The following is a 24,112-nucleotide window of genomic DNA, read 5'->3' on the forward strand; positions in this document are numbered from 1 at the left end:
AGGCTCCGGACTTGAATATAGTAGATCCGACAGTATAGCCTGTACGTTAGTAAAAGCATCCCTTCTTTCAGGTAATCCATTCATACGTATAGTTGTAGTTGGCTTACCTGTATTCACATGACGCCCCACTAGGTCTAGTGTCGGATTGCTCAGCCTATTCTCCGCACGGAGAGAAACGTTACACTGATGTGTTTTCCAGTTAAAGTCCTCGCACACATCCACTCGCCATACAACATTCGCAGCTACAGGATCGCTTGTTCTATTGGCCCGATTTTTAAAAACAATCGGGACAGATCTATTTATCGAGTTCCGTTGCGGTTACCAAGCCCGATAAATAGGCGTGACCACCTTTCACAAAACACAAAAATAAATCCGTTCCCTTTTCGCTCGTTCCCTTTTCGCTCCTTTTCACTCCAGCCCCTTTCGCTTTCAATTTTCGATCAAAGTCGGACTTATTTAATATCGCCAAAAATCCGTGGCTGTTCATTTATAGTCTACTTCGTTCGTTAACACGCTCAGGAATTTTTTTCTGCTTACCTGATGACACCATCAGATCGGCATACTTTTTATAGTTGGCAGATGCCTTCTGCTTATCCCCTTTCGACCAGTACGCATCGGCTATATTAAGGTAGGCAACTGTACGCTCAGGACTATTCGATATCACCTTTTCAAGCAACCAAATAGCATCTTCATTAAAGCCCGCCTGTTGCCAATAGTATGCGATATCATTGTACGATTGCTGATTGATCACTGAATACGCATACTCAGCAATGTACCTTTCCACGAATACCCGTTTAGGAAAGTCCTGGAAGCGCACTTTGTCCTTGTAAAGTCTCGCAGTAGCGTTTTTGAACTCAATTAGAGTCTCAGCCTTTATAGAGCTGGTGACTTTTGTAACCAGCTCCTTCTTACCCTTGCATTCCGACGTAGAACAAAGCTCTGATGGAACCGACCCATCAACCTCATAGCAATAAGGATATGGGGAATTATCCGCGCTTGGAATTTTTTGCAAGCTAACTAGCTTATCTGAGCCCGCATGCAGAGTCGTGCAATAAGGAACCAAACCAAAAATATCTCGGACCCCATCCTTATTTTTTCTTAAGTCGATAGTACTTACTATCTTACTGGTTTCAATTTTTTTCACAGATTCCTTATTGACACCAGAAACAAACCAGAACGTATTCTCCTGGGAAGTGCAATTGCACTCACAACTTAAAATATATTCCCCAGTACGTATATCCCACTTAGTTTTCGCCGTCTCGCCTGCCCCACAATAATTTTCGGCAACCACAACTGTGCACACATTACTATCAGAATCACAAACCAAGTCTTGGGCAGCAACCAAAGAGGAAGCCGCAAAAACCAGCCCCCCCAGAAAATAAAAATTATTAAATTTCACACACGTCTCCTTCTATTATCAAACCGTAATTTGAATTACTTCTAGTTTTAGTTATACCATTCATTGTCGCAGTGTATGCTTGCCCTTGAATTATTCCCATTCGGCGACTAAAGGCGTCGGACCTCCAAGCAGTTAAGGCTTTTTCAGCACGCTTCTTACATACAAATACAAGAAGCTCTTTCTGACTTGTAATTTGGGCAGTTGGGAACTCCGTCTGAATTAATTCCTTAGCGCTATTTAGATTATTTTGCTGCACACACAAATCAAACAAAGCACAATACGTCCTCAACTGAACTTTCACCATTAAATGCGGGGCAAGCTCTCGCATTAATGTAAGGCACGATTTAATATTCTCATTGTAATGAGCCGCAAATTTCAACTGTATTTTCCGGAACTCCTCCACTTCACCAACTTTCCTAAAGGCGGACTTCCAGTTAGGATTGCTAGCAGCTACACCTGTAGCCCAATTCATCTGAGAAGGGATGCTCGCAGCATTTATCGCATTAAGCAAAGTCTGAAAGTTCATATTGGCGTCAAAACAGCTATCAAACTTGGCTTGATTCTCCGACCTCATCGCCAGCAATAATGGCCCAAGTGTACCTTGCCCGAAATTCCACTGAATTATGCCAAAAGACACGCCTTGACCATCAAAGTTACCAGCCACGGCCTCGTAATCCAGCGTGTTTGAGGTTGAGCCCTCATAGCCGGAAGAAACCAGAAGGGCAATTTCTTGCGCCTTCTCCAAAGGAATACATACAGATGATAGAAAATTGTCTACGAAGCTAATCGGATGAAAATGCCAAATCACATCCGAACTCATGACTGCCTTGCCGGCAAGTTCTTCCCAAAAAATGTAATTAGTTATTCTTTCTTTTTCGTGCTTCAACATTTTTGGAACTGCTTCCAGTATTTTGTCTAACTTACTCCATTTCGCAGAATCTGCTGTGAACTTCCACTCGGTTGGATGATGGGCAATTAGTTTCGCCCACTGACCTCTAGTGTCAGCATTCTTCAATGCGTCGGCGAGCTCTTCTGGATCAACGTCACCATCGTTATTTTTATCGATTTTTTTGAAAAGATCCTTGAAGAACTGCGGCATGTCTTCGGGATCGAGAAAGCCATCCGCCGTGGCGTTGGACTCCTCAACTACCTGAAAGCCCAACTTCGTCCAGTCATGCTGAGTGATAATTTCAGCGCCAGCCTTTCTGATCAGTCCAGAAATAGTTTGATCACCCTCAACAACACTGATGTCATACCAATCCTCGTTGCCCTCCTTGATAACAGGAGCCTTGTTGAAGTCAATCGCATGCTCATTCTTGATTGGATCGCTGGTGCCAGTAGCAGGCAATTTTTTCTTTAGCTTGGTTCCAATTGGTAAATACAGGTACTGCTTGCCAAGCTTCAAGCCAGCGAGGTTGTCGAGAAAGTTTTTGACATCAGCCTCGGCGGTGAACATCTCCACGTGAACCTGGAATTTACTGTCTGTCTGACCTTGCTCATTGACGAGGTTTTCAGTTTTACCCAAGTAACCAATCGGGTCGCCAGCCTTGATGCCGATGCTTGTTGATACAACATCAAATTCTGTAGGAGTTACCGTTTCCCACCGTACGTACTGACTTTCAGGATCGCTTTCGACAATGGCCCAGAAATTTGACGGTACGCTCCCCGTACCTGTCCATATGCTAGCGTCCAACGGTGTACATGGGGCCATACGCCGCAGTTTATTGTCGACAACCAGATTCAAAACGTCTTTGCTATCGAACTCGATGGTGCTATCGACCGTTATCTCTCGATTATTTTCAATGCGAGCACCTGCAGGTTGCCCATTCGTAGGGTTTGCTGGTGCACCGTACATAGCTAAACGTTGAGTCGTTTTAGCTTTTACCTTCCCTTGCCAATACTTTGGCCTGGCACGCTCAGGAATAGCGTCAGCTACCCAAATAGCCTTGTGGTTGGAGTTCTGATATGGAGCATCATTCTCCAAATAAGCAAACCAAACCTCTTGACCGACTTCGCGAACTTTACTTGCCCCGTGTTTTACACTACCAGAAAGGATTTTTCCTTTGGCATAGGTAACGCTCCCGACCGCTCTCCTATCCAGCACCTCAAGTTTAGTGTGTTTCGTTAACTTACCGGGATACGGGAAGTTACTCGATGCGGGAAAATCATCGTACGCTTTGAAATCGCTTACCGTCATGGTCACTACAGGATTGGGTTTTTCATCCTCGGCTAACGGGTAGCGCTTAAAGGGCAAAAGATGCATATACAAGCTGTAGAAATTCAGCTTGTTTTGCTTACCTTTGTTTGGCCCATCTTCCGGATTGGGTGCCGACTTGTACTCGTGACGCACCAGGCAGAAGGAGTTGGAATATTTCAGCTTTTTCTCGTTGTCACCGAAGGTCGACTCCAAATAATCCTCGTTAAGGCGATACGCAACGACTTCGCCATCGGCCATGCAGCGTATCGGCTCATTCAGTACGCATTGTGGGGCACTTGCATCGCTGATGTGGATGCCGCCATGCCAAAATTTGTTGCTCCCCAGCAGGTAATGGCCTGACTTTTCACCCTCAAGTGCTTTGTAGACTTCCTCAGCATCAGTGAACTGTTTTCCGTCAGCCTTTCTAAAAGGATATTGGAAGTTCATTAACGGCGATGTCGCTGGAGCGGGTGCAGGTGCAGGTGCAGGTGCAGGTGCAGGTGCAGGTGTCGGAGTTGGATTCCCCCCCGTCCTTGTCGACTCTTTAACTCTCAAAAACTTTGTTGGAACTGGCCAATACCAGGCTTTCCCAAAAGCACCGAATGGTGCAGTGGCTGGACCAGAACTTTGTGCCCCAAAGAACTTGCCAAACTCAGAGTCTAATGTGCTGTCATAAAACTCGACAATCCCCGTATGATTTAACGTCTTATTTTCATGATTGGACGTTGCGTTAATCCAGAGGACGATATCTCCACGCTTTACATTAGCAGGGCTAATCACATCATAGTATTGAAGGGCCTCCCCGCCATTGAGAGCCGCTGTATTCTGATAAGGTACTTCGTAGCCGGCACTTGTGAGCAGCAAATTAACCATATGAGAGCAGTCGACAATTTTTTTTCCATTCTCAACGTCAAAACCGTTCCCTCCCTCCTTATATATATAATTAGCGCTGGTATAGTTGCTCGAAAAATCAAGTGGCTCTGTCATTTCTGCTTCCTGCAATAATCAATAGCAATAGCTGGCTTTGAAAGTTCCGGCTGGCTGCTTATTCAAGCGGTCCAGATGTGCGATAGCCCCTTTACTGCCTTGTTTGGCAGCGAGTTGGTAGCAAGCAACCGCCCTGGACATGTCCTTTGTAACCAATTCTCCCGTTTCAAAGGCACGCCCGAGTGCATTTGTCGCGAAGGCACTTCCCATACGGGCAGCGTGCGTCAGCGCTTCTTCAGCCTGTGCTGGATGCTGGCAAGGGCCGTCAGAGGAAATGTTGTTACCAACGCAATAAAATAACGAAAGACTCATTGCCCCCTCCGGCAAGGTGGTTGCTGCTGCCTTGAATAGCTGCTCAACCTTCTCGTTTTTTAACTGCGGCGCCATACCGGAAAGACTCAAACTTGCAGCATTCAAACTGGCTTGAGGATCGCCGGAAGCTGCAGCGCATAGATAGTTTTCCAGAGAGGCTTCAAACAACTCCCCCGTGAGTCGGTACTGCTCCAGCCCTCCCAAACCTCTAAAGGCTTCCGCACGTTGAAAGCAAAAGCTCTCTGCCTCGCTCATGTGAGGATTGCTCGCCACTACGAGATCTTTCTCACTAATCGACCAATCCTCAACTCCCTCCAAGACCCAACACGCCTGCCGAGAAAAATTGAAGATATTGATGTTGCTGTTACCCGCCCGCTTATCCACAACATTGAAGTGACTGTCGTCGATCGCTTCGACTTCGACACCTTCTGTCTTGTCTGTGGCTACGGGCGCCATTAGCGGAAACGCCAAATTGGAACTGTTGACTCCCGTCGTTTGCGGCTCAAAAACCCCATGTTCTCCCACCGGTTTCAAAACCAGCGACTTCACCGTCATCGCAGTCAACCGCTGCTGGGTTTCAGCATTCGCAGAGAACGCCGGAAGGAATTGGGCAAAATCCTCAGACGGGCACTCATCCGCATAAACGCTGCTATGAAACAGGCTCAGCAGCGACACACTGAAAACCGCTACAGCGAAGCCATTGCTCTTCTTCAACACACCATTCATGTCGATCACTCAGAAAACACAAAAAAAGCCTTCGGTTTAACCTTCTCAGGCGGAGCATTCCCCACCGCCTGATCCATCAAACTCCCCGCCTTATCCTTATCCGCAGCCCCCGGCAGCACCGGTGGCTTAATCCCAATCCCGGTCCCACTCCCCGCCGAGCCACCGGCATTAATCTTCACCACCGGCCCAACAACCGTCACACCACCCGCATCGAGCTTGATAAAACTCCCACCGGCCTTAACCGTGAGCTCCATCCCGGCTTCGATAACAATCTTGTCCCCAGCCTTCAGGTGAATCTCTTTCCCCGCACTGGTCAGCTGCGCAGTCCCCAACTTCACATGCTGGTTCTGCCCAACCGTCAGGTGATCATCCACCCGCACTTCACTCTTGCGATCCGCAATCGTGGTCCGATGTTCTTCAGCCTTCAGCTCGGTGTAGGTGTTCTTCACCACCGTGTCGTGGCGTTCATTCCCCACGCGAATCTTCTGGTCGTGCTCAATGTTTTCATCCCAATCCCGCTGGGCATGAATAAAGATCTGCTCTGCGCCCTTCTTGTCTTCAATCCGCAGTTCGTTGTACCCACCGCCACCCGGTGAGCTGAGGGTTTTGAATACGGTGCGGGTTTTGTTCGCTGGCAAGTCGTAGGGAACCTGGTTTTCCTTGTGGTACAGGCAACCGGTCACCAGCGGTTGGTCGGGGTCGCCTTCGAGGAAGGTCACCAGCACTTCCATGCCGATGCGCGGGATGGCGATGGCGCCGTAGCGGTCGCCGGCCCAGCTCGAAGAGACGCGCATCCAGCAACTGGTTTTGTCATCAGCCAACCCTTCGCGGTCCCAGTGGAATTGCACTTTGATGCGGCCGTATTGGTCGCAGTGGATTTCTTCGCCTTTGGGGCCGGTGACCATGGCGGTCTGGCTGCCGAGGACGCGGGGTTTGGGGTGTTCCAGGGCGGGGCGGTAGAAGACGTTCCACGGGGTGGCGAGGAAGCGGTTGCGGTAGCCCTGGTGGAAGTCGTCTTTGTTGTTGGTGGTGTCGCTGGTCACGGACTCTTCGAGCACTTGCGGCTGTTTGCCTTCGTGGACGATTTCGGTGAGTAGCCAGAGGTCGTTCCACTCGGTGCGCGGGTGATCGGAGATTTCCAGGAAGTGGCCGCTGGCGAGGGTGGTCTGGTCGCCATGGCTTTCGGCTTGCTGGTAGTCGGCGCGGTGGCGTTCGAGGGCGCGTTGGCTGAGGAACTTGCCGCGGGCGCGGTCGAGGAAGCGGCCGGGGTAGTCGTAGTCTTCGAGGTCCGGTTCGGTGCTTTCGCCGTCGGGTTTATAGCCGGCTTCGAGTCGCAGGTTGGGTTTTTCGAAGTCGTAGTCGCGGCGGGTGACGCGGCCGGTGCGGGTTTCCAGGCGCAGTTTGAAGCCTTTGATTACCGGTTCATCGGCGACCATGCCGCTGCCTTGTACATAAGCCGTTGGCTGGCCGAGTTTGGGGAACACGGTCTGGTCGTCGCCGAACACCAGCAGGTGGGCTTTTTCGCTGTGCTGGAAGTGGTAGTGAATGCCTTCTTCTTCGCACAGGCGCTGGACGAAGTGCAGGTCGGTTTCGTCGTATTGCACGCAGTAGTCGCGGTCCGGGCACGGGGTGTTCAGCTGGAAGCGGTAGGCGTTGCCTTTGATGCCGTGTTCTTCGAGGATCAGCGCGATGATTTTCGGCGCCGACATCTGCTGGTAGATGCGCTGGTTGGTGCGATGATGCAGGTATTGCAGCTGCGGCACCAGGGAGACTTTGTAGCGGGTCAGGCGCTTGCCGGCATCGCCTTGGGCTACGCGGTAGATCTGGCCGTGGATGCCACTGCCTTTCGGGTCGAATGCGAGGAACGCCTGCTTGTGCAGGAGCTTTTCCAGGTCCAGGTCCGGGTTTTCGCTGACCAGTTCCAGGTCGAAGCGATACGGCTGGCTGATGCCTTCGGTGCCGGTGAACGACAGCACTTGCAGGTCGCCTGCATAGTCTTCGACGGTCAGGCTGAAGTGCGTTTCGTTAGCTGGGTTGAACATAAAGTGCTCCCTGTTCGAATGTCATCCGTTACGCCCCAAGTCGCAGACGTTGTAGCCAGGACGAAGTGGCGCCCCAGGCGTCACGCAATTGGGTGGCAGTGATGCTGCGTTCTGCCGCGTTGAAACTCAGCGCGGTGCGCAGCGCTGGCCAGCAGTGTTTCGGTAGGTTCCGCGGAGCCTGCAGCTCGCGCTCGAGGTGCCCGTCGCGGGCCTCGGTCGAGGGCAAGCGGCGGAACGGGTGTTTGCCGCCCGCCAGTTCGTAGATCACGCAGGCCACGCCGTACACGTCCGCGCTGGCCGACAGCGGTTGGCCTTCGAGCAGTTCGGGGGCGGCGTAGCCGGGGGTCCAGGCGTTGAAGCGGTTGCGGCTCAGGTGTGGCAGGCCGGGCAAGATGCCCTCTTGCGCCTGGCCGAGGCCGAAGTCGAACAGGCGCACGCCCTCTTCGCTGAGCATCACGTTGCTCGGCTTCATGTCGCCGTGCAGCACACCGCGAGCGTGAGCGTAGGCCAGCGCGTCGAGCAGCGGCAGCGCGATGTCGCGCAGTTCTATCCACGGCAGGCCCAGGGGCCGCTCGCAGAGTAATTTGTCCAGGGTCAGCCCACGCATGAGTTCCATGGTGATGAAGGCGCGCTGGCAGTCGGTGTCCACTTCGAAGGTGTGCGGTCGCAGCACGTTGTTGTGGCGCAGTCGTCGGGTCAGGGCGAACTCGCTGTAGAGCAAGGCGCTGGCGTCCGGCGATTCGGCAAATTCTTCGCTGAGGATTTTCAGCGCGATGTAAGGATCGGGATCGCCGAACTGTTCGCTCAGCAAGTCCCGTGCGCGGTAAACCGCGCCCATGCCACCGGCACCGAGCAGGCGCTCGATACGGTAACGTCCCGCCAGCACGTCCGGCAGTTCGCCGATACTGGCCCGGGTCGGCATCAGCGCAGGCTCGGCCTGATGCGGCTTTGCGTTTAGAGGCGTGGCGAAGGCGAAGTAAGTCAGGTTATTGGCTTCTTCCTCGGTCACCAGCAGGTCGTCGATCAGCGGCATGAGTTCAGTCATTGGCGGATCACCACGGCAGTCAGATTATCCCGGGCCGAGCCACGCAGCGCGCCGTCGAACAGACGTTCCAGCGCAACGTGCGGCGCGGTCAGGCTCAGGGCGTTGCCCAGGGCATCGCTAGTCAGCCCTTGATACAAACCGTCGCTGCACAGCAGAAACGCATCGCCGGGATAGACCTCGAGTTCGAGCACGTCCAGGGTCAGCTGCTCGGCAGCCCCGACCGCACGGGTCAGGGCATGGGCGGCCGGATGAGCCTGGGCTTGCTCGACGCTCATGTTCTGCTCGTCGATCAGTTGTTGTTGCAGCGAATGGTCCTTGGACAGCTGATATAAACGCTGGCCGCGCCACAGATAGCAGCGGCTGTCGCCGGCCCAGATGCAGGCCGCGCGATTGCCTTCCACCAGCAGCGCCACCACGGTGCTGCCCATGATGCTGTCGTGGCGCCCGGCGGTGACGGTCAACTCCTGACCCAAGCGGCGGTTGAGCCAGTGCAGGCACTGGCGAACCCCTTTGAGTCGTTCGTCGAAGTCGTCCTGCACCGGCAATTCCGCCAGGCTGGCTACGATCAACTGGCTGGCGATGTCGCCACCCTGATGACCGCCCATGCCGTCCGCGACCACCCACAGCCCCTGCTGTGGACAGTCGAGAAAAGCATCTTCGTTGCGCGCCCGAACCTTGCCCGGATCGGTACGCGCAGCGCTGCGCCAGGGACTGGCAACCAGCATCAGAGCTGCACCGGCATACGGAAAGTACGCAGCACGCCCATGTCGAACGGGTTCGGCGTGCGCTGGCTCGACAGCAAGTAGTTGGCGCGCAGGCCACCCACGTCAGCCTTGAGCACCAGCACGTCACGGCCGGTCAGGTATTCGGTCTGCATCAGATCGAACAGACGGAACAGCGACCATGGGCCGGAGTTCTTCTCGATGCCGATCGGGCGGCCGGCCATTTTGTCGAGGACCAGACTGGTGCGACCGTCTTCAGCGTCGGTCGGCCATTTGAAGGACACCGGCACGATCGGGCCGTGGCGGTATTCGATGGTCTTGTCGCCAAACTTGAACTCGGAACGGCTGACGGCCGGGTCGAGGGTGTACGGCTCCAGTTTGAACTGCACTTGCGGCTCGGCCGGGTTGCTGGCGAAGAAGCTCTGGCGGATCACTTGTGCCGCGGCCATCTGGTCGAGGTAGACCTTGGAGATCGGCATGCTGTGACCGTCAATGCTGCGCAGGCGGTAGTTGCCTGGATCGCCACTCACGAACGGACGCATGTAGTTGTCGAAGAAGCGGTCGGCGATGCCCTGGGCCTTGAAGAACTCGCGGAAGTCGCTGATCGCAACGTCGCTGGTGCTGTGGGCGCTGAACGGGTAACGCTTGTTGATCGCCTTGCCGTAGAAGCTGTACAGCTCGCTCTGATAACGCTGGTTCAGGTACTGGTAGGAATCGTTGAGTACCAGACGCCAGGTGTCTTCGGCCAGCACGTTGAACCACACGCTGACAGGGCGCGGCAGACGGTTCGAGGCATTGCGCAAGTTACTCAGCGCATCACGCTGGCCGCTCATGCGGGTCTTGGCCATTTCGAACGCAGCCTGTTCCGGCGCGCTGGCACGGGCCAGGCTCGACAGTTGCAGTTGCAGGTCGTTGAGTGCTGTCAGTGCCGGGGTCAAATCAGCGGCCGGGCCGTTGTTGTCGTCCAGCAAACGATGCAGCGGTTCGAAGCGACGTTGCAGTGATTTCTTCGCGGTGTCGGGCAGGTTTTTGGTCGCGGCCATGTCAGACGCCGCATCCGCTGCGGCCGACGCCAGTTTGCCCAACTTGCCGAGCTTGCCCTTCTGCTCGCCCAGTTTTGCAGCGGCATCCGCAGCTTCATCAACCGGTTCGGCTTCCGCTGGGAACCGGGTGTTCTCGCGCACTTCCACCAGCAGTTGCAGCACCGGAGAATTGGCCGACGTCAGGCCCGCCAGTTGCTCGGCACCCTCACTGAAATCGCTGATCGCGGGCAGTGCCACCTGGCCCACAGCTTCGCTCCAGAAGTTGGCGTAGTCGCGAAAATACAGCTGCTCCAGCTCGACCATCAGGCGACGCAAGTCCATACCGCTGATGCCCGAACCTTCGCCCAGTACCCAGTTGTCACGCAGGATATCGGTGACCAGCGCCGAACCCTGGACCGAGAAGTACTGCTGATAACCTTGCTGGGTGTAGAACCCCGGAATCACGTAATCGGTGCCGACAAACAACGAACCCTGCGGGCCGATGTGTTGGCTCAGACGGTATTCCGGCAGGTTGCGAGCCTGCTCGCGCAGCATCCGGTAAACCACGTTGGCCAGCGACTCGCTACGCAGCACCTGACGCGCCTGCGCCACCAGTTGCTCGTTCAGCGGGTAGATAAACGGCTGCTTGAGCAAGCGCTCGAAGTGGGTGTTCAAGCCGTTCTGCACTGCGGTGTTGCCGGCGTAGCGCAAGGACCAGTCAGTAGCGACCCAATCCTTGAGCCACGTAGCATCGCGGCGATCCTTCATGTTCAGCATCAGATACGCACGCAGGCTGTTGAGCAGGCGTTCGCGGTCCTTCATGTTGGCGCGGATCTGCCCTTCCAGCAGCGTCGCGACCCGTGGCAACAATTGCGCTTCAAGCTCACGCTCGTAGGCGCTCTTGACCACCGTATTGACGTCTTCGCCTTGGTACAGGCCACCGCGTTCGTGGTACGACACGTCACCTTTGTTCGGGAAGACCTGGGTCGCCGCGTAGCGGGTGTCGAGGGTCTTGAGCACCGCCATGGAATCATCGCGTGCAGTCAGGGCCGAGCGTTGCTGATTCCAGGTTTGCGCCAGTGAGCGCAGGTTTTCCAGACGCTCGTAGTTGGCCGAGAAACCACCGGCCCACAACATGCCGAACAGCGCCAGCGCCGCCAGTGCGCCGACGTACAGCGCACGTTGGCCCCAATGGATGCGGCTGCGCTCGCGCTTGTCCAGACCGGCCAGATCGGCCTCGGGGAAAATCACCCGGCTGAGCAAATGGTGAATGAACCGCGAACGGCCGCTGCGCAGGGTCGGCAGCATGCCAGCGTTCATGCCCAGGTTGGCGCCGATGCTGGCGGTGGTCTGATCCATCTGTTCGGTCAGGTGCGGTGCGCTGATCAGGTAGAAACCGCGCAACTGGCTGACACGCTGGTAGCGGTTGCCGGTGAACGCCATGTCGACGAACAGGCACAGACGCTCGCCGATTTGCCCCAGTTGATGCGGGAAGTCGAGGATGCGACCACGGCGCTGGGTGTCGCGCTCCTGGTGCATGCGCATGATCACCTGGCTGTTGAGGCGACGCAGCAGCTCTTCGAACTCGGCGCGCAGCACAGCCACGTCAGTGCCGCTCTGCTCTTTGCGGAAGCTGGTGCCGAGCACCTGATCGCTTTCTTCGCGGGTCAGTTGATCGAAGAACTCGTCGAAACCGAGCAGGCGGTCGGCCTTGCTCAGCACCAGATAAATCGGCACGTCGACGTGCAGTTTCTGATGCACGTCTTGCAGACGCGCACGCACCTGGCGGGCCAGGGTGTCGAGGTCTTGCTCGCTGCCGCCCAGCAGGGTTTCCACCGGGATGGTCACCAACACACCGTTCAATGGACGGTTGCGGCGACGCTTGCGCAGCAGGTCGAGCAAGGTGCTCCATGCGCTGCCATCGACTTCCGCATCCGGCTGGGTCAGGTAACGCCCGGCGGTGTCGATCAGCACGCCGTGGTCGGCGAAGTACCAGTCGCAATGCCGGGTGCCGAGGGTGTCGCGGGTGAGTTTGCGGTCGATCTTGTTGATCGGAAACTCAAGCCCCGAGAAGTCCAGCAGGCTGGTCTTGCCGCTGCCCTGCGGGCCGATCAGCAAGTACCACGGCAAATCGCTGCGCCAGCGTTCACTGCGACCGCGATAGAGGCTCGAGGTCTTCAGGGTTTTCAACGCATCCTTGAAGCGTACGCGAAGCTCTTTCTGCTCTTCGTCGATCAGCTCTTCACGGCGGATACGGTCCTGGCCGTCTTCGGTTTCTTCGATGGCCTTCTTGCGCACACCGGCGCGCCAGCTGACGAAGACCATGGTCAGGCCCCAGATCAGGAACAGCACACTGATGGTCAGCAGGCGGGAGGTCGAACCTTCCCAGAACTTGTAGTCATTGACCGCCAGCAGAGGCCCGACGAACCACACCAGCAGGGCGATAAAGAGCACCAGCAGCAGGGTCCAGACCCAGGTCTGGCGCAGGAAAACGCCGACTTTCTTGAAAAACTTTTTCATCACACGTCCCTGTTTACGGCTTCGACTGCGGCTGAACCGCGGCCGGATCCAGCTGCTGGTAAGGTTGCAGAACGGTTTCGCGTTGCTCGCCCAATACCCAGGCGAAGCCCGAATACATCACCACCAGGCAGACCACGGTAAACAGCACCACCATCCACGCCGGCACGATGCGCACCAGGCTGCGGCGCTGATCGTTCAAGCCTTCCCAATGCGGCGACAGTTCACGCGGCACGTCGCCGCGCAGTTGCCGAATCTGCCGATACAAGGCGTCGCGGATGCCTTCGAGCTCGAGCATGCCGCGAGCCTGCACCCGGTACTTGCCTTCGAAACCGAGGGACAGGCACAGGTACATCAGCTCCAGCATTGGCAGGTGCTTGACCGGGTTTTTCGACAGGCGATCCAGCAGCTGGAAGAACTTCTCGCCACCGAAGGTTTCGTTGTGGAAGCTGCTGAGCAGGCTCATCTGCGACCACTCGCTTTCGTTGCCCCACGGCGTGGTGACGACGGCTTCGTCGACCACGGTGCAGAGCACGTAACGGGCGGCCATCACCTGACTGCTTTCAGCGCCGTTATGCAGCGCACGCACTTCAAACAGTTTGAGCCCGGCGGTCAGTCGCTCGTTGAGCGCGTACAGGTCTTCACGGGTGTCGCTGTGCTTGAGTCGCACCACTTCCGATAGCAGCTCGGAAGCAGCTGCCACCAACGAATTGAGGCTGATGTTGAACGCTTCGGCCGGGCGCAGGCGCGCGGCGTAGATCATCCGTTCTTCCAGCTGTTCGAAACGCGGCGGTGCAGCGAAGTCAGTCAGCGGACTCGACGCCGGGCCGTGCCCCTGGCGGTCGAGCAGGACGGTTTTGTCGTCCTGGTTGTATTCCATGTCCTTGATCATGTCGGTCAGTTCCTGATGGCCCAGAATTTCAGTTCAAGCTCGGCGAATTCGCCGGACACGTGGAACGCGAAGCCGCCGGAGCGCTCGAGTTGCGCCAGGTCTTCGGAACTGAGTTCGAGGATGAAATAGGTTTTGTTGGAGTGGAACGCGATCTGCCGTGGGGCCACCGGCAACGGTTTGACCTTGATGCCCGGCAGGTGCAGGTTGACCAGTTGGCGGATGCGCTCCACCGGGCCGACCTTGAGGTGCGCCGGCAAGCGATGGCGCAGTTCTTCGGAGTCGCAGTTGGCACTGGCCGCGAGCACGAACGAGGCCGAGCCCAGCAGTTTGTGGTCGTGCAAGGGCGACACGATGATCCCGTACTGACGCGCTTGCAGCACCAGCTCGATGGCGTGCTGTTCAAGCACCATCGACAGCACCTGACGAATCGCTTCCATCAGTTTGCGGAAACTCGCGCCCTGGTCGCTGTGCTGGTAACGGCTGTCCAGACGCGGGCGTTTGCTCTCGCTGGAAAACGTCGCCAGATCGCCGAGCATGGTCAGCAGCGTGCGGTACAACTCTTCCGGGTGCACCTGTTCCAGGCCCAGGTAATGGCGCAGCAGCATTTCGGTGCGGTTGATCAGTTGCAACATCATGAAGTCGCCGATTTCCGCGCCACCGACCTTGCCGTTGGAGCTGATCCGCTCGGCAATCGTGTCGCCCCGGTGGCCGAGCATGCTGATGACTTCTTTGAGGCACGACAGCAAGTAGCTGGACGAGTGCGCCTGAATGTAGGTCGGCACGAAGTCGGGGTCGAGGCTGATCACGCCGTCGGGCGTGGTGTCGAGCACTTCGCAGATCTTCAGTTTCACGTAGGCCTGGTCGCTCTGCTGCTCGCCGAGCAACAGTTTGAAGTCCGGACGACCGCAGCTGACCTGGCTGGCGGAGTCGTCGCCGGCATTGGAGTCGGCGACTTCCGCGTCGTACGCGGTGTAGCGCGCCAGCACGTCGGACTGCTCCGGGCGGCGAGATTCGATGTGGTTGCCGGTGACCAGTGGCAGCGCCAGATAGATTGGCGTGTTGCCAGTGTTCGGCGGTACGTCCAGGGCCAACGGCTCGGTGTTGCCGCCGAGTTCGAACAGGCTGCCGTCCGGCAGAATCCCCGAGGCCTGGCTGATCACCAGTTTGCCCATGTTGAGGAACTGCAAGTCGATTTCCAGGTTCAGGAAGCCCCAGATGTAGCTGCCCAGCAACTGGGTGCGGGTCTTCATCTGGTGGTCGTAGTAACGATCGTTGTGCTGGAAGTGCTGCGGACGCAGCAGCATGCCTTCCTGCCAAATGACTTTATGCGCATTCATGATCAGTCATCCGCCTTGGCGAGCGTTTCATGGGTATTGCGGATGCCGGCCTGATCGAGGGTCAGGTCAGCCACGGTGACTTCCAGCGCAGTGATTTGCACGGTGTAGCGCCATTTGGTTTCCGGCAGGTCGCGGTAGGCCGCGAGCACGCCGACGTAACGGCTGCCCTCCTCCACGCTGAGCTTGAGCTCGACGGTTTCACCCGGACGCAGTTCGAGTTCTTCGCTGGCCACCAGGTCCGGGACCAGGGATTCCTTGGCGCGTTCGTACAGGCTGAAGAAGTCGGCGTTCTCGAACGTCACCGGGTGCTTGAGCTCGAACAGACGCACGACAATCGGCGACGGACGCCCGTTGAGGTCCGGGTTCAGCTGATCGCTGCCGGTGAGCTTCAGGTTGACTTTGGTCACTTTGGAATACGGCGACAACGACGAGCATCCGGCCAACAGCACGAGGGCAATGAGCGCCGTCAGCGTCTTGAAAAAAGCGGTCGAGCAGCGAGACATGCGCATCATCCTTGGTGGTCGGTGTGAAGGGTAGAAATCAGGCGAATCTGTTCTTCATAGGCCTGGGCAAAGTCGCGGGCCAGCAGGCGCTCGCTCCAGTCATCGTCCAGACGCAGAGCCTGGTGATAACGCCCGTAGGCTCTCCAGCGACTGCCGGAGGTGGCGAGCAACGGCTTGTTGTCGCGCTCGAAACGCAGGGTCAGCTGTTGCGGCGAGAAGTGTTCCAGGGTGCCGCGAACGGCAGCACGGCTAGCGGTCAGCAACGCCACCTGATGCGCCTGCAAATCGCGGAACGCACGGGAGATCGCTTGCTCGGCCGGCAACTGGCCCGGCTTGTTGCCCTGCAACAGAATGCCCAGCGCTTCGCCGGCATCGACGGCAAATTTCAGCGGGTTCTTGTTAGTGCCTTGCACGGTGGTTTGAGCCAGGCGCAGTTCGTTTTTCAGTTCGCTGCGGGTGCGCAGGCTTTGCTGCAAACCGCCGACGCTCTGCTTGAGCAGGCGCGCTGCGTTCAGGGCCAGGGCTTCGCGAGCGTCGTGGTCGAGGCCTTTGAGGTCCATGCCCAATGCCGCACCGAAGCGTTCCCAGAAACCTTCGCTCTGACGCTCGACCGCTTTGGGTGGCGGGGCTGGCGCAGGTTCTGCCGGGGCGGCGATCAGCTCCGGCACCATCAGGCTTTCCATGTCGATGCGCGCGTAGTCGGCGCGTTGACGGGTGTCTTCGATCGTGGTGCTCGGGGAAATCAGTTCATCGATTTCCGAGTACACGCGCTCTTGCTGGTCGAGGGCATTCAACGGGTCGAGGTCAAGGAAGGCATCGTCCGGAATGATGCTGCCCGCGGCCTGCGGACGGCCAACTTCAACGTCGAAGGTCGCCGGGTCGCGCACCAGTCGCGCGCGGATCTCGAAGTCACCCAGCACGTACACACTGCCGTGCTCGATGCGCATCGACTCGCCTTTGCGCAGACGCGCACCGCTCTCGCTGTCCTGGATACCGTTGCTGCTGGTGTCGGTCAGGAAAAACGTGCCTTCGCGGTAGCTGATCAACGCGTGGTGGTTGGACAGGTGACGCTTGCGGTCGGGGATGATCCAGTCGCAATCCTCGCCCCGGCCGATCACGCCACCGGCCTGCTTGAAGGTCTTCTGGCACAAATCCGTGGGCACGAACTGCTTGGTGTTCAGCATTTCGAAAACCAGTTCCATGGTGATACTCCTTGCGGTCACTTGCCGCGATTGACCGCCTGCGGATCACCCAATGGGCGATAGGTGTTGTCGTTGTATTTGTAATTGCCGCTACAGCCGCCAAGGCCGCATAGAACGACGAGGGTCAGCAGGACGGCTTGCCAGTGACGAACAGGCATCAGAGGGTCTCCAGGGGTAGACAAAGCGCAAAGCGCCGACCCGTTTGGGTGGCGCTGTTAGAAGCGAATGAGGTGAAATCGACGGTCTTTTGCCTACCCATCGAAGTCACCCAAATTGATATTCAGGCGCCCAAGGCGATAAAGCAGCGTGCGGCGCGGCAATCCGAGTTCGCGGGCGGCGAGGGTCTGGTTGCCGTCGTTTTTGCGCAGGCAATCGAGCAGCAAACTGCGTTCGACCTGCTCCAGGCGTTCGCGCAGGTTCAGACTGTTGTCTTCCGGCATGGCTTCCATGCGCAGGGAGAAATGCTCGGCCAGCAACTCGCCGCCTTCGCACAACAGCACCGCGCGTTCGACCAAACCTTTGAGTTCGCGAACGTTGCCGGGGAAGGCATAACCGGACAGGTGATCCAGCGCCGCGTCGGACCAACGCACGGCATCGCGTTGCAAAAACGCGCAGGCCTTGTCGGCGAAGTGCCGGGCCAGGTCGAGGATGTCGCCTTCGCGCTGACGCAGGGCCGGCAACTCGATCGGGAATTGCGCAAGGCGGTAGTACAAGTCCTCGCGGAATTTGCCTTCGCTGACCAGCACCGCCAAATCCCGGTGAGTCGCAGCGATGATGCGCACGTCGATTTTGTGGGTGTCGTTGGAACCCAACGGGCGGATCTCGCCTTCCTGCAACACGCGCAACAGCTTGGCTTGCAGGGACAACGGCATGTCGCCGATTTCATCGAGCAACAAGGTGCCGCCATTGGCCGCGTCGAACAGCCCGGCACGGTCGCGGTCGGCGCCGGTGAAGGCGCCTTTGCGGTAGCCGAACAGCTCGCTTTCCAACAGGTTCTCGGGGAACGCCGCGCAGTTCTGCACGATGAATGCCTGGGACCGGCGCGGGCCGCAGTCGTGAATCGCCCGCGCGACCACTTCCTTGCCGGTGCCGGTTTCGCCGCGCAACAGCACGGTATACGGGCTGTGCAAAACTTTGCTGATCAGCGAATAGGTCTGGCGCATCGCCGCGCTCTTGCCGATCAAGCCATAACCGCTGACGCTCGGGACGCTGACCGACGCCGGTCGTGTATCGCCAGCCGGCCGACGCAAACGTTGCAGCAAGTGCAATTGGCCGAGCACGAACGAGCCCAGTTGACCGAGGGAATCAGCAAAGCCTTGCAGGTCGATCTGCCGGCGACTGGCACACAGCAACAAACCTTCGACAGCCTTTTGCTGATTGACCAACGGCACGCACAACAACGACTGCCAAGGCGTGGCCTGGAGCGGCAGGAAACTGGTTTCGTGCAGGCTGCCGCTCAGCTCGCTGAGGCATACCACGCGGTTCTGGCATAAGGAGAATTGCAGCAGTTGTTCACCGTTGTAATCCGCCGGCAGGCTCGCCGCTTCTCGGGGTTGCAGGACGCCGTTCAGGCACTCGGCGTTCATCCCCAGGCAGGTGTGTGTGGCGTCCAGCAGGTACAGTTGCGTCAGCTCGCAACCGCTGAGCTCGGCCAAACCGCGCACGAAGTCACCCAGCAGCGCAGCACCGTCCGCCGCGCGCGACAGGCTGGCAAACTGCGCCAGCAAGGCTTCGGCATAGACCAGCGGTTGCGGCACTTGAGTGAACATCACACCCACCTCAGGCGAACTCGCACATCACGCTGGCGTCGCCGTCGAGCGTCGCGTGCACACGCTTGAGGCTTTCGCCGGTGGCCATGGCATCGAGCAAACGGTCAGCCACCAGCGGCAGCACGTGCAGGTCCAGCAAGTGGTCGATCAGGCGTGCGCCACTGTCGCTTTGGGTGCAGCGTTCGGCCAGGTGATCGACGAGGTCCTGGGAGTAGCTGAAATCCAGCTGGCGACGGTTCAGGCGATCGCCCAAACGGCCGAGTTTGATTTCGATCAGCTCGCGCAGCACCGGGCCACCGACCGGGTAGTAAGGCACCACGCGCATCCGCGCCAGCAACGCCGGTTTGAAGTGCTTGCTGAGCACCGGGCGAATGGTTTCTTCGAGGACTTCGGCAGTCGGCCGCGCACCGTTTTCGCAGAGTTCACTGATGCGGTCGCTGCCCAGGTTCGAGGTCATCAGGATCAGTGTGTTGCGGAAGTCGATCTCGCGCCCTTCCCCGTCGTTGGCCACGCCTTTGTCGAAGATTTGGTAGAACAGGTTGAGCACGTCCGGGTCGGCTTTCTCGACTTCATCGAGCAATACCACCGAGTACGGTTTCTGCCGCACGGCTTCGGTGAGCATGCCGCCCTCGCCGTAACCGACGTAGCCCGGCGGCGCACCGATCAGACGTGAGACGGTGTGCTTCTCCTGGAACTCGGACATGTTGATAGTGGTGATGAAGCGGTCGCCGCCGTACAGCAAATCAGCGAGGGCCAGGGCGGTTTCGGTCTTGCCGACGCCGCTCGGGCCGACCAGCAGGAACACGCCGACCGGGGCATCAGGCTTGTTCAGGCCAGCGGCGGTGGCGCGCATCGAACGGTCGAGGGCATGAACCGCTTGTTCCTGACCACGAATGCGCGTGCGCAGGTCGGTGGCGAAACTCGCGACCTTGGCGTTGTGCTCACGGGCCAGTTGCGCCAATGGCACGCCGGTCCAGGCGCTAATCACTTCGGCCACCAGACGCGGGCAGACTTCGAAACTCACCAGACGTTCTTTGACCTGGGCCTCGGTCAGGGCGCGGTGGGTTTCGTTCAGCGCAGTTTCCAGGGACACGACGCTTTGTGCTTCGTCTATTGGCAGGGTTTCGATCACGGTGCCTTCGGCGTCTTCTTCAACCGTGATGGTCGGTTCGACGGCGGCGGCCTCACGGGTCTTGGCCAGTTGCTGACGCAGCTCCAGCAGGCGCTCGGCCAGCGCTTTCTGCTCGGTCCACAGCGTTTCGAGGGCGACCCTTTCGTCTTCAGCATCGGCCAGGCGATCTTCCAGAGCGTCCAGCGCTTCATGGTCAATCAGCAAACCGGCTTCAGCGTCACGGCGCAGGGCCTGACGCTGACGGCCACCTTCGGCCAGCTCACCACGCAAGCGCTCCAGGCTTTCCGGGGCGGCGGCGAGGCTGATGCGCACGCGGGCGCATGCGGTGTCGAGCACGTCGACGGCTTTGTCTGGTAACTGACGGCCAGCGAGATAGCGAGCAGACAGTTCAGCCGCTGCAACCACCGCGTCGTCGCGCAGGTAGATGCCGTGGCTCTTCTCGTAGACCTGAGCCAGGCCACGCAGGATGGTCACCGCTTCGCTGACGGTCGGTTCGTGCAGTTGCACCGGCTGGAAGCGACGGGCCAGGGCCGGGTCTTTCTCGAAGTATTTTTTGTACTCCGCCCACGTGGTCGCGGCGATGGTGCGCAACTCGCCACGGGCCAGGGCCGGTTTCAGCAGGTTGGCCGCGTCGGAGCCGCCGGCATTGCCGCCCGCGCCGATCAGGGTGTGGGCTTCGTCGATGAACAGGATGATCGGTTTCGGCGAGGCTTTGACTTCGTCGATCACGCCTTTGAGGCGACGTTCGAATTCACCTTTGACGCTGGCACCGGCCTGCAACAGGCCCATGTCCAGCGACAACAACTCAACGCCTTTAAGTACCTGCGGCACTTCACCGGCTGCAATGCGCGAGGCCAGGCCTTCGACGATCGCGGTTTTGCCGACGCCGGCTTCACCGACTACGATCGGATTGTTCTTGCGGCGACGGGCGAGGATGTCGACCATCTGGCGGATCGCGCCATCGCGGCACAGCACCGGGTCGAGTTTTCCGTCGCGGGCCTGTTGGGTCAGGTTGTGGGTGAAGCGCTGCAGCAGCGATTCGCCGGGCACGGCGGGTTTGCCGGTGGCCGGTTGTTCTTTCTGCGACAGGGCGAATTCTTTCAGGCGCTCGATGTTCAGCTTGGCCAGCAACGACTGATAACGGCTGCCGGCATAGCGCATCGGGTTGCGCAACAGTGCGAGGATCAACGCGGCTTGCTCGACCTGGCTCTGGCCCAATTCGAGGTTGGCCACCAGCAAGGCGTCTTGCAGCCACTGCACCAGTTCCGGGGCGAACACCGGGTTACGCGAGGCGCTATGCTCGACCCGCGATTGCAACGCGGCGCTCAGTTCGCCAGCGTCCACTTCGGCATCCTGCAACGCCCGTGCAAGCAGGCCTTGCGGGCGCTCCAGCAGGCCCAGCAGCAAGTCTTCGACGAGGATCTTGCTGCCGCCACGGGCGACGCAGCGTTCGGCAGAACTTTCCAGGTCACGACGGGTTTCGGCGTCCAGCGCCTGGATCAGTTGTTGCAGGTCTACGTTGATCATGTGTCATCTGTCCTTAATGAATTTTGCTGCCCAGGGTCACCACGCCGTCCGCTTTCTCGCGGCCGAGCCAACTGGTCCACCCCAGGCGACAGGCGTTCTGCTCACCGATGCGCAGTTCGCGGATTTCTTCCTGGCGCAGCACCAGGCGAATGTCGTAATCGAGCGGGTCGCGCAGGGTGAACCGCACCAGCGCGCACAGCGGCTGGTAGCCGAAACCGATCGGCAGGAATTCGTGAAAGCGTTGCCAGTCAAGCTCGCGGATGTGAATGCGGAATTTGCCGCTGCGGTCGCGCACGTGTTCGCCCAGCACCAGGTCTTCGCCGAGCATGCTGTTGGCGCGGCCCAGGCGATTGCGTTGCTCGTCGAGGATCTCGACGCGGCGCTCGATGCACTGCTCGATGGTCAGTTCGGCGTGCTTGAAGTAGTAGCGCAGCACCGCTTCGATCAACGCCGCCGAGTGCGCCCGCAAGCTGAGCAGGCCGAGGTACGGCAGCAGACGTTTCCAGTTCAGTTCCTGGGCCTTGCGGATCTCTTCGCCACCGAGGCCGATCAGGGCAAACAGCTGCGCCGAAAACGGGTCGAGGGCGCCGCTCTGGAAGCTCGCGCGGTAGCGGTACTTGCGCCAGATCGGCAGCATCAGCCGTTGCAGGCGATGGTGAAACAGGTCGAGGAAGTTGCGGGTCGGATTGCCGTCTTCGCTGTCGCCCAGGGCCTGTTCGCCATAGAACGCCGGCAGCGGCGAACCGGAACCGACCAGGCCGATCAGGTTGAAACGCAACCGCGCACGCATCTGCCCATGCTCTTTGAAAAACTCCACGCGATCGACGTCGCTGCCAGGGAAACCCAGGCTCGGATTGGCCTGGAATTCCAGCTGGTCGTACAGGTCGTCTTCGCTCAGGTACGGGTGCGCATCGCGCAGCCGGTCAATCACCAGCAGCACGGCCTGAAACAGCGAGTACTCGCGTATTACCCGGGTCAGCCCGCTTAAAGCAGGGGCTGCAGGCCCATACGTGGTGTCCATTGGTACACCTCTCCCTGTGTGCTTTTTACCCGCAGCTCGTGGAACGAATTGAGACTGGCGTAAAGCGCGAAAAACTCGTTAAGAACCGAAGCGAACACGAACAGGTCGCCTTCGCCGATATACCCTTCCGGGTCGATGGTCAGCTCGGTGCGCAACCCGCGTACCGGCAACCCTCGGTGCAATCTGTCGACGTGTTGGTGCTTGATCGACTTGAGCCCGCCCAGCAGGCGCTTGCTGACTTTTTCCGCGTGTTGGTCGTAGTAGCGCGGCAGGTCGTAGGTTTCGAGAATCACCTTCAGCGCATTGACGTCGGCCAGCGACAGATAGTTGAGCGACATGTTGCTGATCAACTTCCAGAGGAAGTCACGGTTCAGCGGCGGCGCGAAACTCGACGTGGCCGGGGTGATGTTGCGGAAGCTCAAAAACTCCGGCGTCTCTTCACAGGCCATGCAGATGTCGCCGAGCTTGAGCTTGCGCGGCAGGTTCTGGTTGGTGCACATCAGCTCGATCGACAGGGTTTCGTGGGCTTCGGTGTGGCGGATGCCGAAGCTCAGGTAGGTGTCGAGGCCGTCGTGCAGCAAGGACGAACGCTGGCGGATGCTGTAATGCGGACGGCTGGTGGGCACGTCGAAACTTGGGTCGTGTTCGAAGGATTCGAACGGCACGTATTCCTGATAACCGAGGCCGCCGGGCTTCCAGCCAGTGACGGTTTCCACCGAGAACACGCCGCAGTTTTGCAGGTCGTATTCGGCCGGTAGCAGCAGGTATTCGTCCTGTTTGCCATCGAGGCGAATGGGCAAAGCATCGTGCTCGAACAGGTTAACGATCGGCGTGCAGTAGAGCTTCACGTTGTCCAGGGTCGGACGCATACGCATGATGCCGCTCTTGCGAATATCGAAACGCAATTCGAGGCCGCGCATTTGCTTGAGCGTGTCTTCCGGCAGTGCCTTGAGCAGGTCCAGACCGTTGATATCAACGAAGAGAAATTTGTCCTGGAAGGCGAAATATTCCTGCAGGTAGCGATAGCCGCGGAAGGTGTTCAGCGGATACGGGATCAACGCTTCTTCTTCGGCAAAACCCACCGGCTGCACACGGTCGCCCGGCATCTTGAACGCCATCGGCTGGCCGCTCACACCGTTGATAGGCTTGCCGGCGCCATCCAGCGGGATCAGCTCGATGCCTTCGAGGTTGCGCAACAGGCTCAGGTAAAGCATCTGACTGATGTAGCGCTCACCGGCAAAGTGCAGGCGCAGACGACTCAGCTCCAACTCGCCAAGGTGACCATCGGCGCTCATCTCCAGGCGCAGGCTCAACAGCGAACCGTCGCCCTTCACCGAGTAAGTCAGCGCGGCCAGATCCAGCGGCAACACCTCGGTCGGATAGCACGTGCGAAAACGGCAGCGCACATCATCGACCGGCACACTCTCCACCGGTGTATCACGCTCGACCCTCAACGCAGGCCCGGAACGCTTCAACGGGTCGAACTGCAAAATGCTGAACGCCGGCAGCGGCCGCATGTAGTTGGGCCACAGCAGGTGCATCAGCGAATGGCTCAGCTCCGGCAACTCGTCGTCGAGCTTCTGGCGCAGGCGACCGGTCAGGAACGCAAAGCCCTCCAGCAACCGCTCCACGTCCGGATCCCGCCCGGCTTGCCCGAGAAAAGGCGCCAACGCCGGGCTACGCTCGGCGAAACGACGACCTAACTGGCGAAGTGCGGTGAGTTCGCTTTGGTAGTAGTGGTTAAAGGACATGGAGTAGTT

At 58.4% G+C, this 24,112-nt stretch carries 17 protein-coding genes; all 17 read right to left on the reverse strand.

What is annotated here, in order from left to right; translation table 11 throughout:
• Positions 1-295 precede the first annotated feature (295 nt).
• Positions 296-487 carry a hypothetical protein gene (locus IB250_RS17785; protein WP_192345061.1) on the reverse strand — a complete coding sequence of 64 codons (192 nt, stop codon included), beginning with the start codon at positions 485-487 and terminating at the stop codon, positions 296-298.
• Positions 488-1,399 carry a tetratricopeptide repeat protein gene (locus tag IB250_RS17790; protein ID WP_192345062.1) on the reverse strand — a complete coding sequence of 304 codons (912 nt, stop codon included), beginning with the start codon at positions 1,397-1,399 and terminating at the stop codon, positions 488-490.
• Complete coding sequence (locus IB250_RS17795) at positions 1,389-4,583, reverse strand: hypothetical protein (RefSeq protein ID WP_192345063.1); 3,195 nt, start codon at positions 4,581-4,583, stop codon at positions 1,389-1,391. The genes IB250_RS17790 and IB250_RS17795 overlap by 11 nt, the downstream gene beginning before the upstream one ends.
• A gap of 18 nt (positions 4,584-4,601) precedes the next feature.
• Entirely contained in the window at positions 4,602-5,621 is a 1,020-nt protein-coding gene (locus IB250_RS17800; RefSeq protein WP_192345064.1) for a tetratricopeptide repeat protein, read from the reverse strand.
• Positions 5,622-5,626: 5 nt separating this feature from the next.
• Positions 5,627-7,663 (reverse strand): type VI secretion system tip protein VgrG, encoded by a 2,037-nt coding sequence (locus tag IB250_RS17805; RefSeq protein ID WP_192345065.1) that lies wholly within the window; start codon positions 7,661-7,663, stop codon positions 5,627-5,629.
• Positions 7,664-7,691: 28 nt separating this feature from the next.
• Positions 7,692-8,708: a serine/threonine-protein kinase gene (locus IB250_RS17810; protein WP_192345066.1), complete on the reverse strand. Its 1,017-nt coding sequence runs from the start codon at positions 8,706-8,708 to the stop codon at positions 7,692-7,694.
• On the reverse strand, positions 8,705-9,433 hold the full coding sequence (locus tag IB250_RS17815; RefSeq protein ID WP_192345067.1) for a PP2C family protein-serine/threonine phosphatase: 729 nt from the start codon (positions 9,431-9,433) through the stop codon (positions 8,705-8,707). The genes IB250_RS17810 and IB250_RS17815 overlap by 4 nt, the downstream gene beginning before the upstream one ends.
• On the reverse strand, positions 9,433-12,972 hold the full coding sequence (gene tssM, locus IB250_RS17820; RefSeq protein WP_192345068.1) for a type VI secretion system membrane subunit TssM: 3,540 nt from the start codon (positions 12,970-12,972) through the stop codon (positions 9,433-9,435). Before tssM ends, IB250_RS17815 begins: the two co-directional genes overlap by 1 nt.
• A gap of 13 nt (positions 12,973-12,985) precedes the next feature.
• The gene (gene icmH / locus IB250_RS17825; RefSeq protein ID WP_007894606.1) at positions 12,986-13,861 is read right to left on the reverse strand and encodes a type IVB secretion system protein IcmH/DotU; all 876 of its coding nucleotides are present in this window, start codon (positions 13,859-13,861) and stop codon (positions 12,986-12,988) included.
• 5 nt (positions 13,862-13,866) lie between these two features.
• The gene (gene tssK / locus IB250_RS17830) at positions 13,867-15,198 is read right to left on the reverse strand and encodes a type VI secretion system baseplate subunit TssK (RefSeq protein ID WP_008007641.1); all 1,332 of its coding nucleotides are present in this window, start codon (positions 15,196-15,198) and stop codon (positions 13,867-13,869) included.
• Positions 15,199-15,200: 2 nt separating this feature from the next.
• Positions 15,201-15,701, reverse strand: a complete 501-nt coding sequence (gene tssJ, locus IB250_RS17835; RefSeq protein ID WP_063342112.1) for a type VI secretion system lipoprotein TssJ — start codon at positions 15,699-15,701, stop codon at positions 15,201-15,203.
• Between the two features lie 5 nt (positions 15,702-15,706).
• The gene (gene tagH / locus IB250_RS17840) at positions 15,707-16,903 is read right to left on the reverse strand and encodes a type VI secretion system-associated FHA domain protein TagH (protein ID WP_192345069.1); all 1,197 of its coding nucleotides are present in this window, start codon (positions 16,901-16,903) and stop codon (positions 15,707-15,709) included.
• Between the two features lie 17 nt (positions 16,904-16,920).
• Positions 16,921-17,061 (reverse strand): hypothetical protein, encoded by a 141-nt coding sequence (locus tag IB250_RS17845; protein WP_007894589.1) that lies wholly within the window; start codon positions 17,059-17,061, stop codon positions 16,921-16,923.
• A 93-nt stretch (positions 17,062-17,154) separates the two neighbouring features.
• Positions 17,155-18,672 (reverse strand): sigma-54 interaction domain-containing protein, encoded by a 1,518-nt coding sequence (locus tag IB250_RS17850; RefSeq protein WP_192345070.1) that lies wholly within the window; start codon positions 18,670-18,672, stop codon positions 17,155-17,157.
• Between the two features lie 10 nt (positions 18,673-18,682).
• The gene (gene tssH, locus IB250_RS17855; RefSeq protein ID WP_192345071.1) at positions 18,683-21,331 is read right to left on the reverse strand and encodes a type VI secretion system ATPase TssH; all 2,649 of its coding nucleotides are present in this window, start codon (positions 21,329-21,331) and stop codon (positions 18,683-18,685) included.
• Between the two features lie 13 nt (positions 21,332-21,344).
• Positions 21,345-22,352: a type VI secretion system baseplate subunit TssG gene (tssG, locus tag IB250_RS17860; RefSeq protein ID WP_192345072.1), complete on the reverse strand. Its 1,008-nt coding sequence runs from the start codon at positions 22,350-22,352 to the stop codon at positions 21,345-21,347.
• Positions 22,316-24,103 (reverse strand): type VI secretion system baseplate subunit TssF, encoded by a 1,788-nt coding sequence (gene tssF, locus IB250_RS17865; protein WP_192345073.1) that lies wholly within the window; start codon positions 24,101-24,103, stop codon positions 22,316-22,318. The genes tssG and tssF overlap by 37 nt, the downstream gene beginning before the upstream one ends.
• Positions 24,104-24,112 lie beyond the last annotated feature (9 nt).

Source organism: Pseudomonas sp. PDM09, from assembly GCF_014852305.1.
GTDB lineage: Bacteria > Pseudomonadota > Gammaproteobacteria > Pseudomonadales > Pseudomonadaceae > Aquipseudomonas.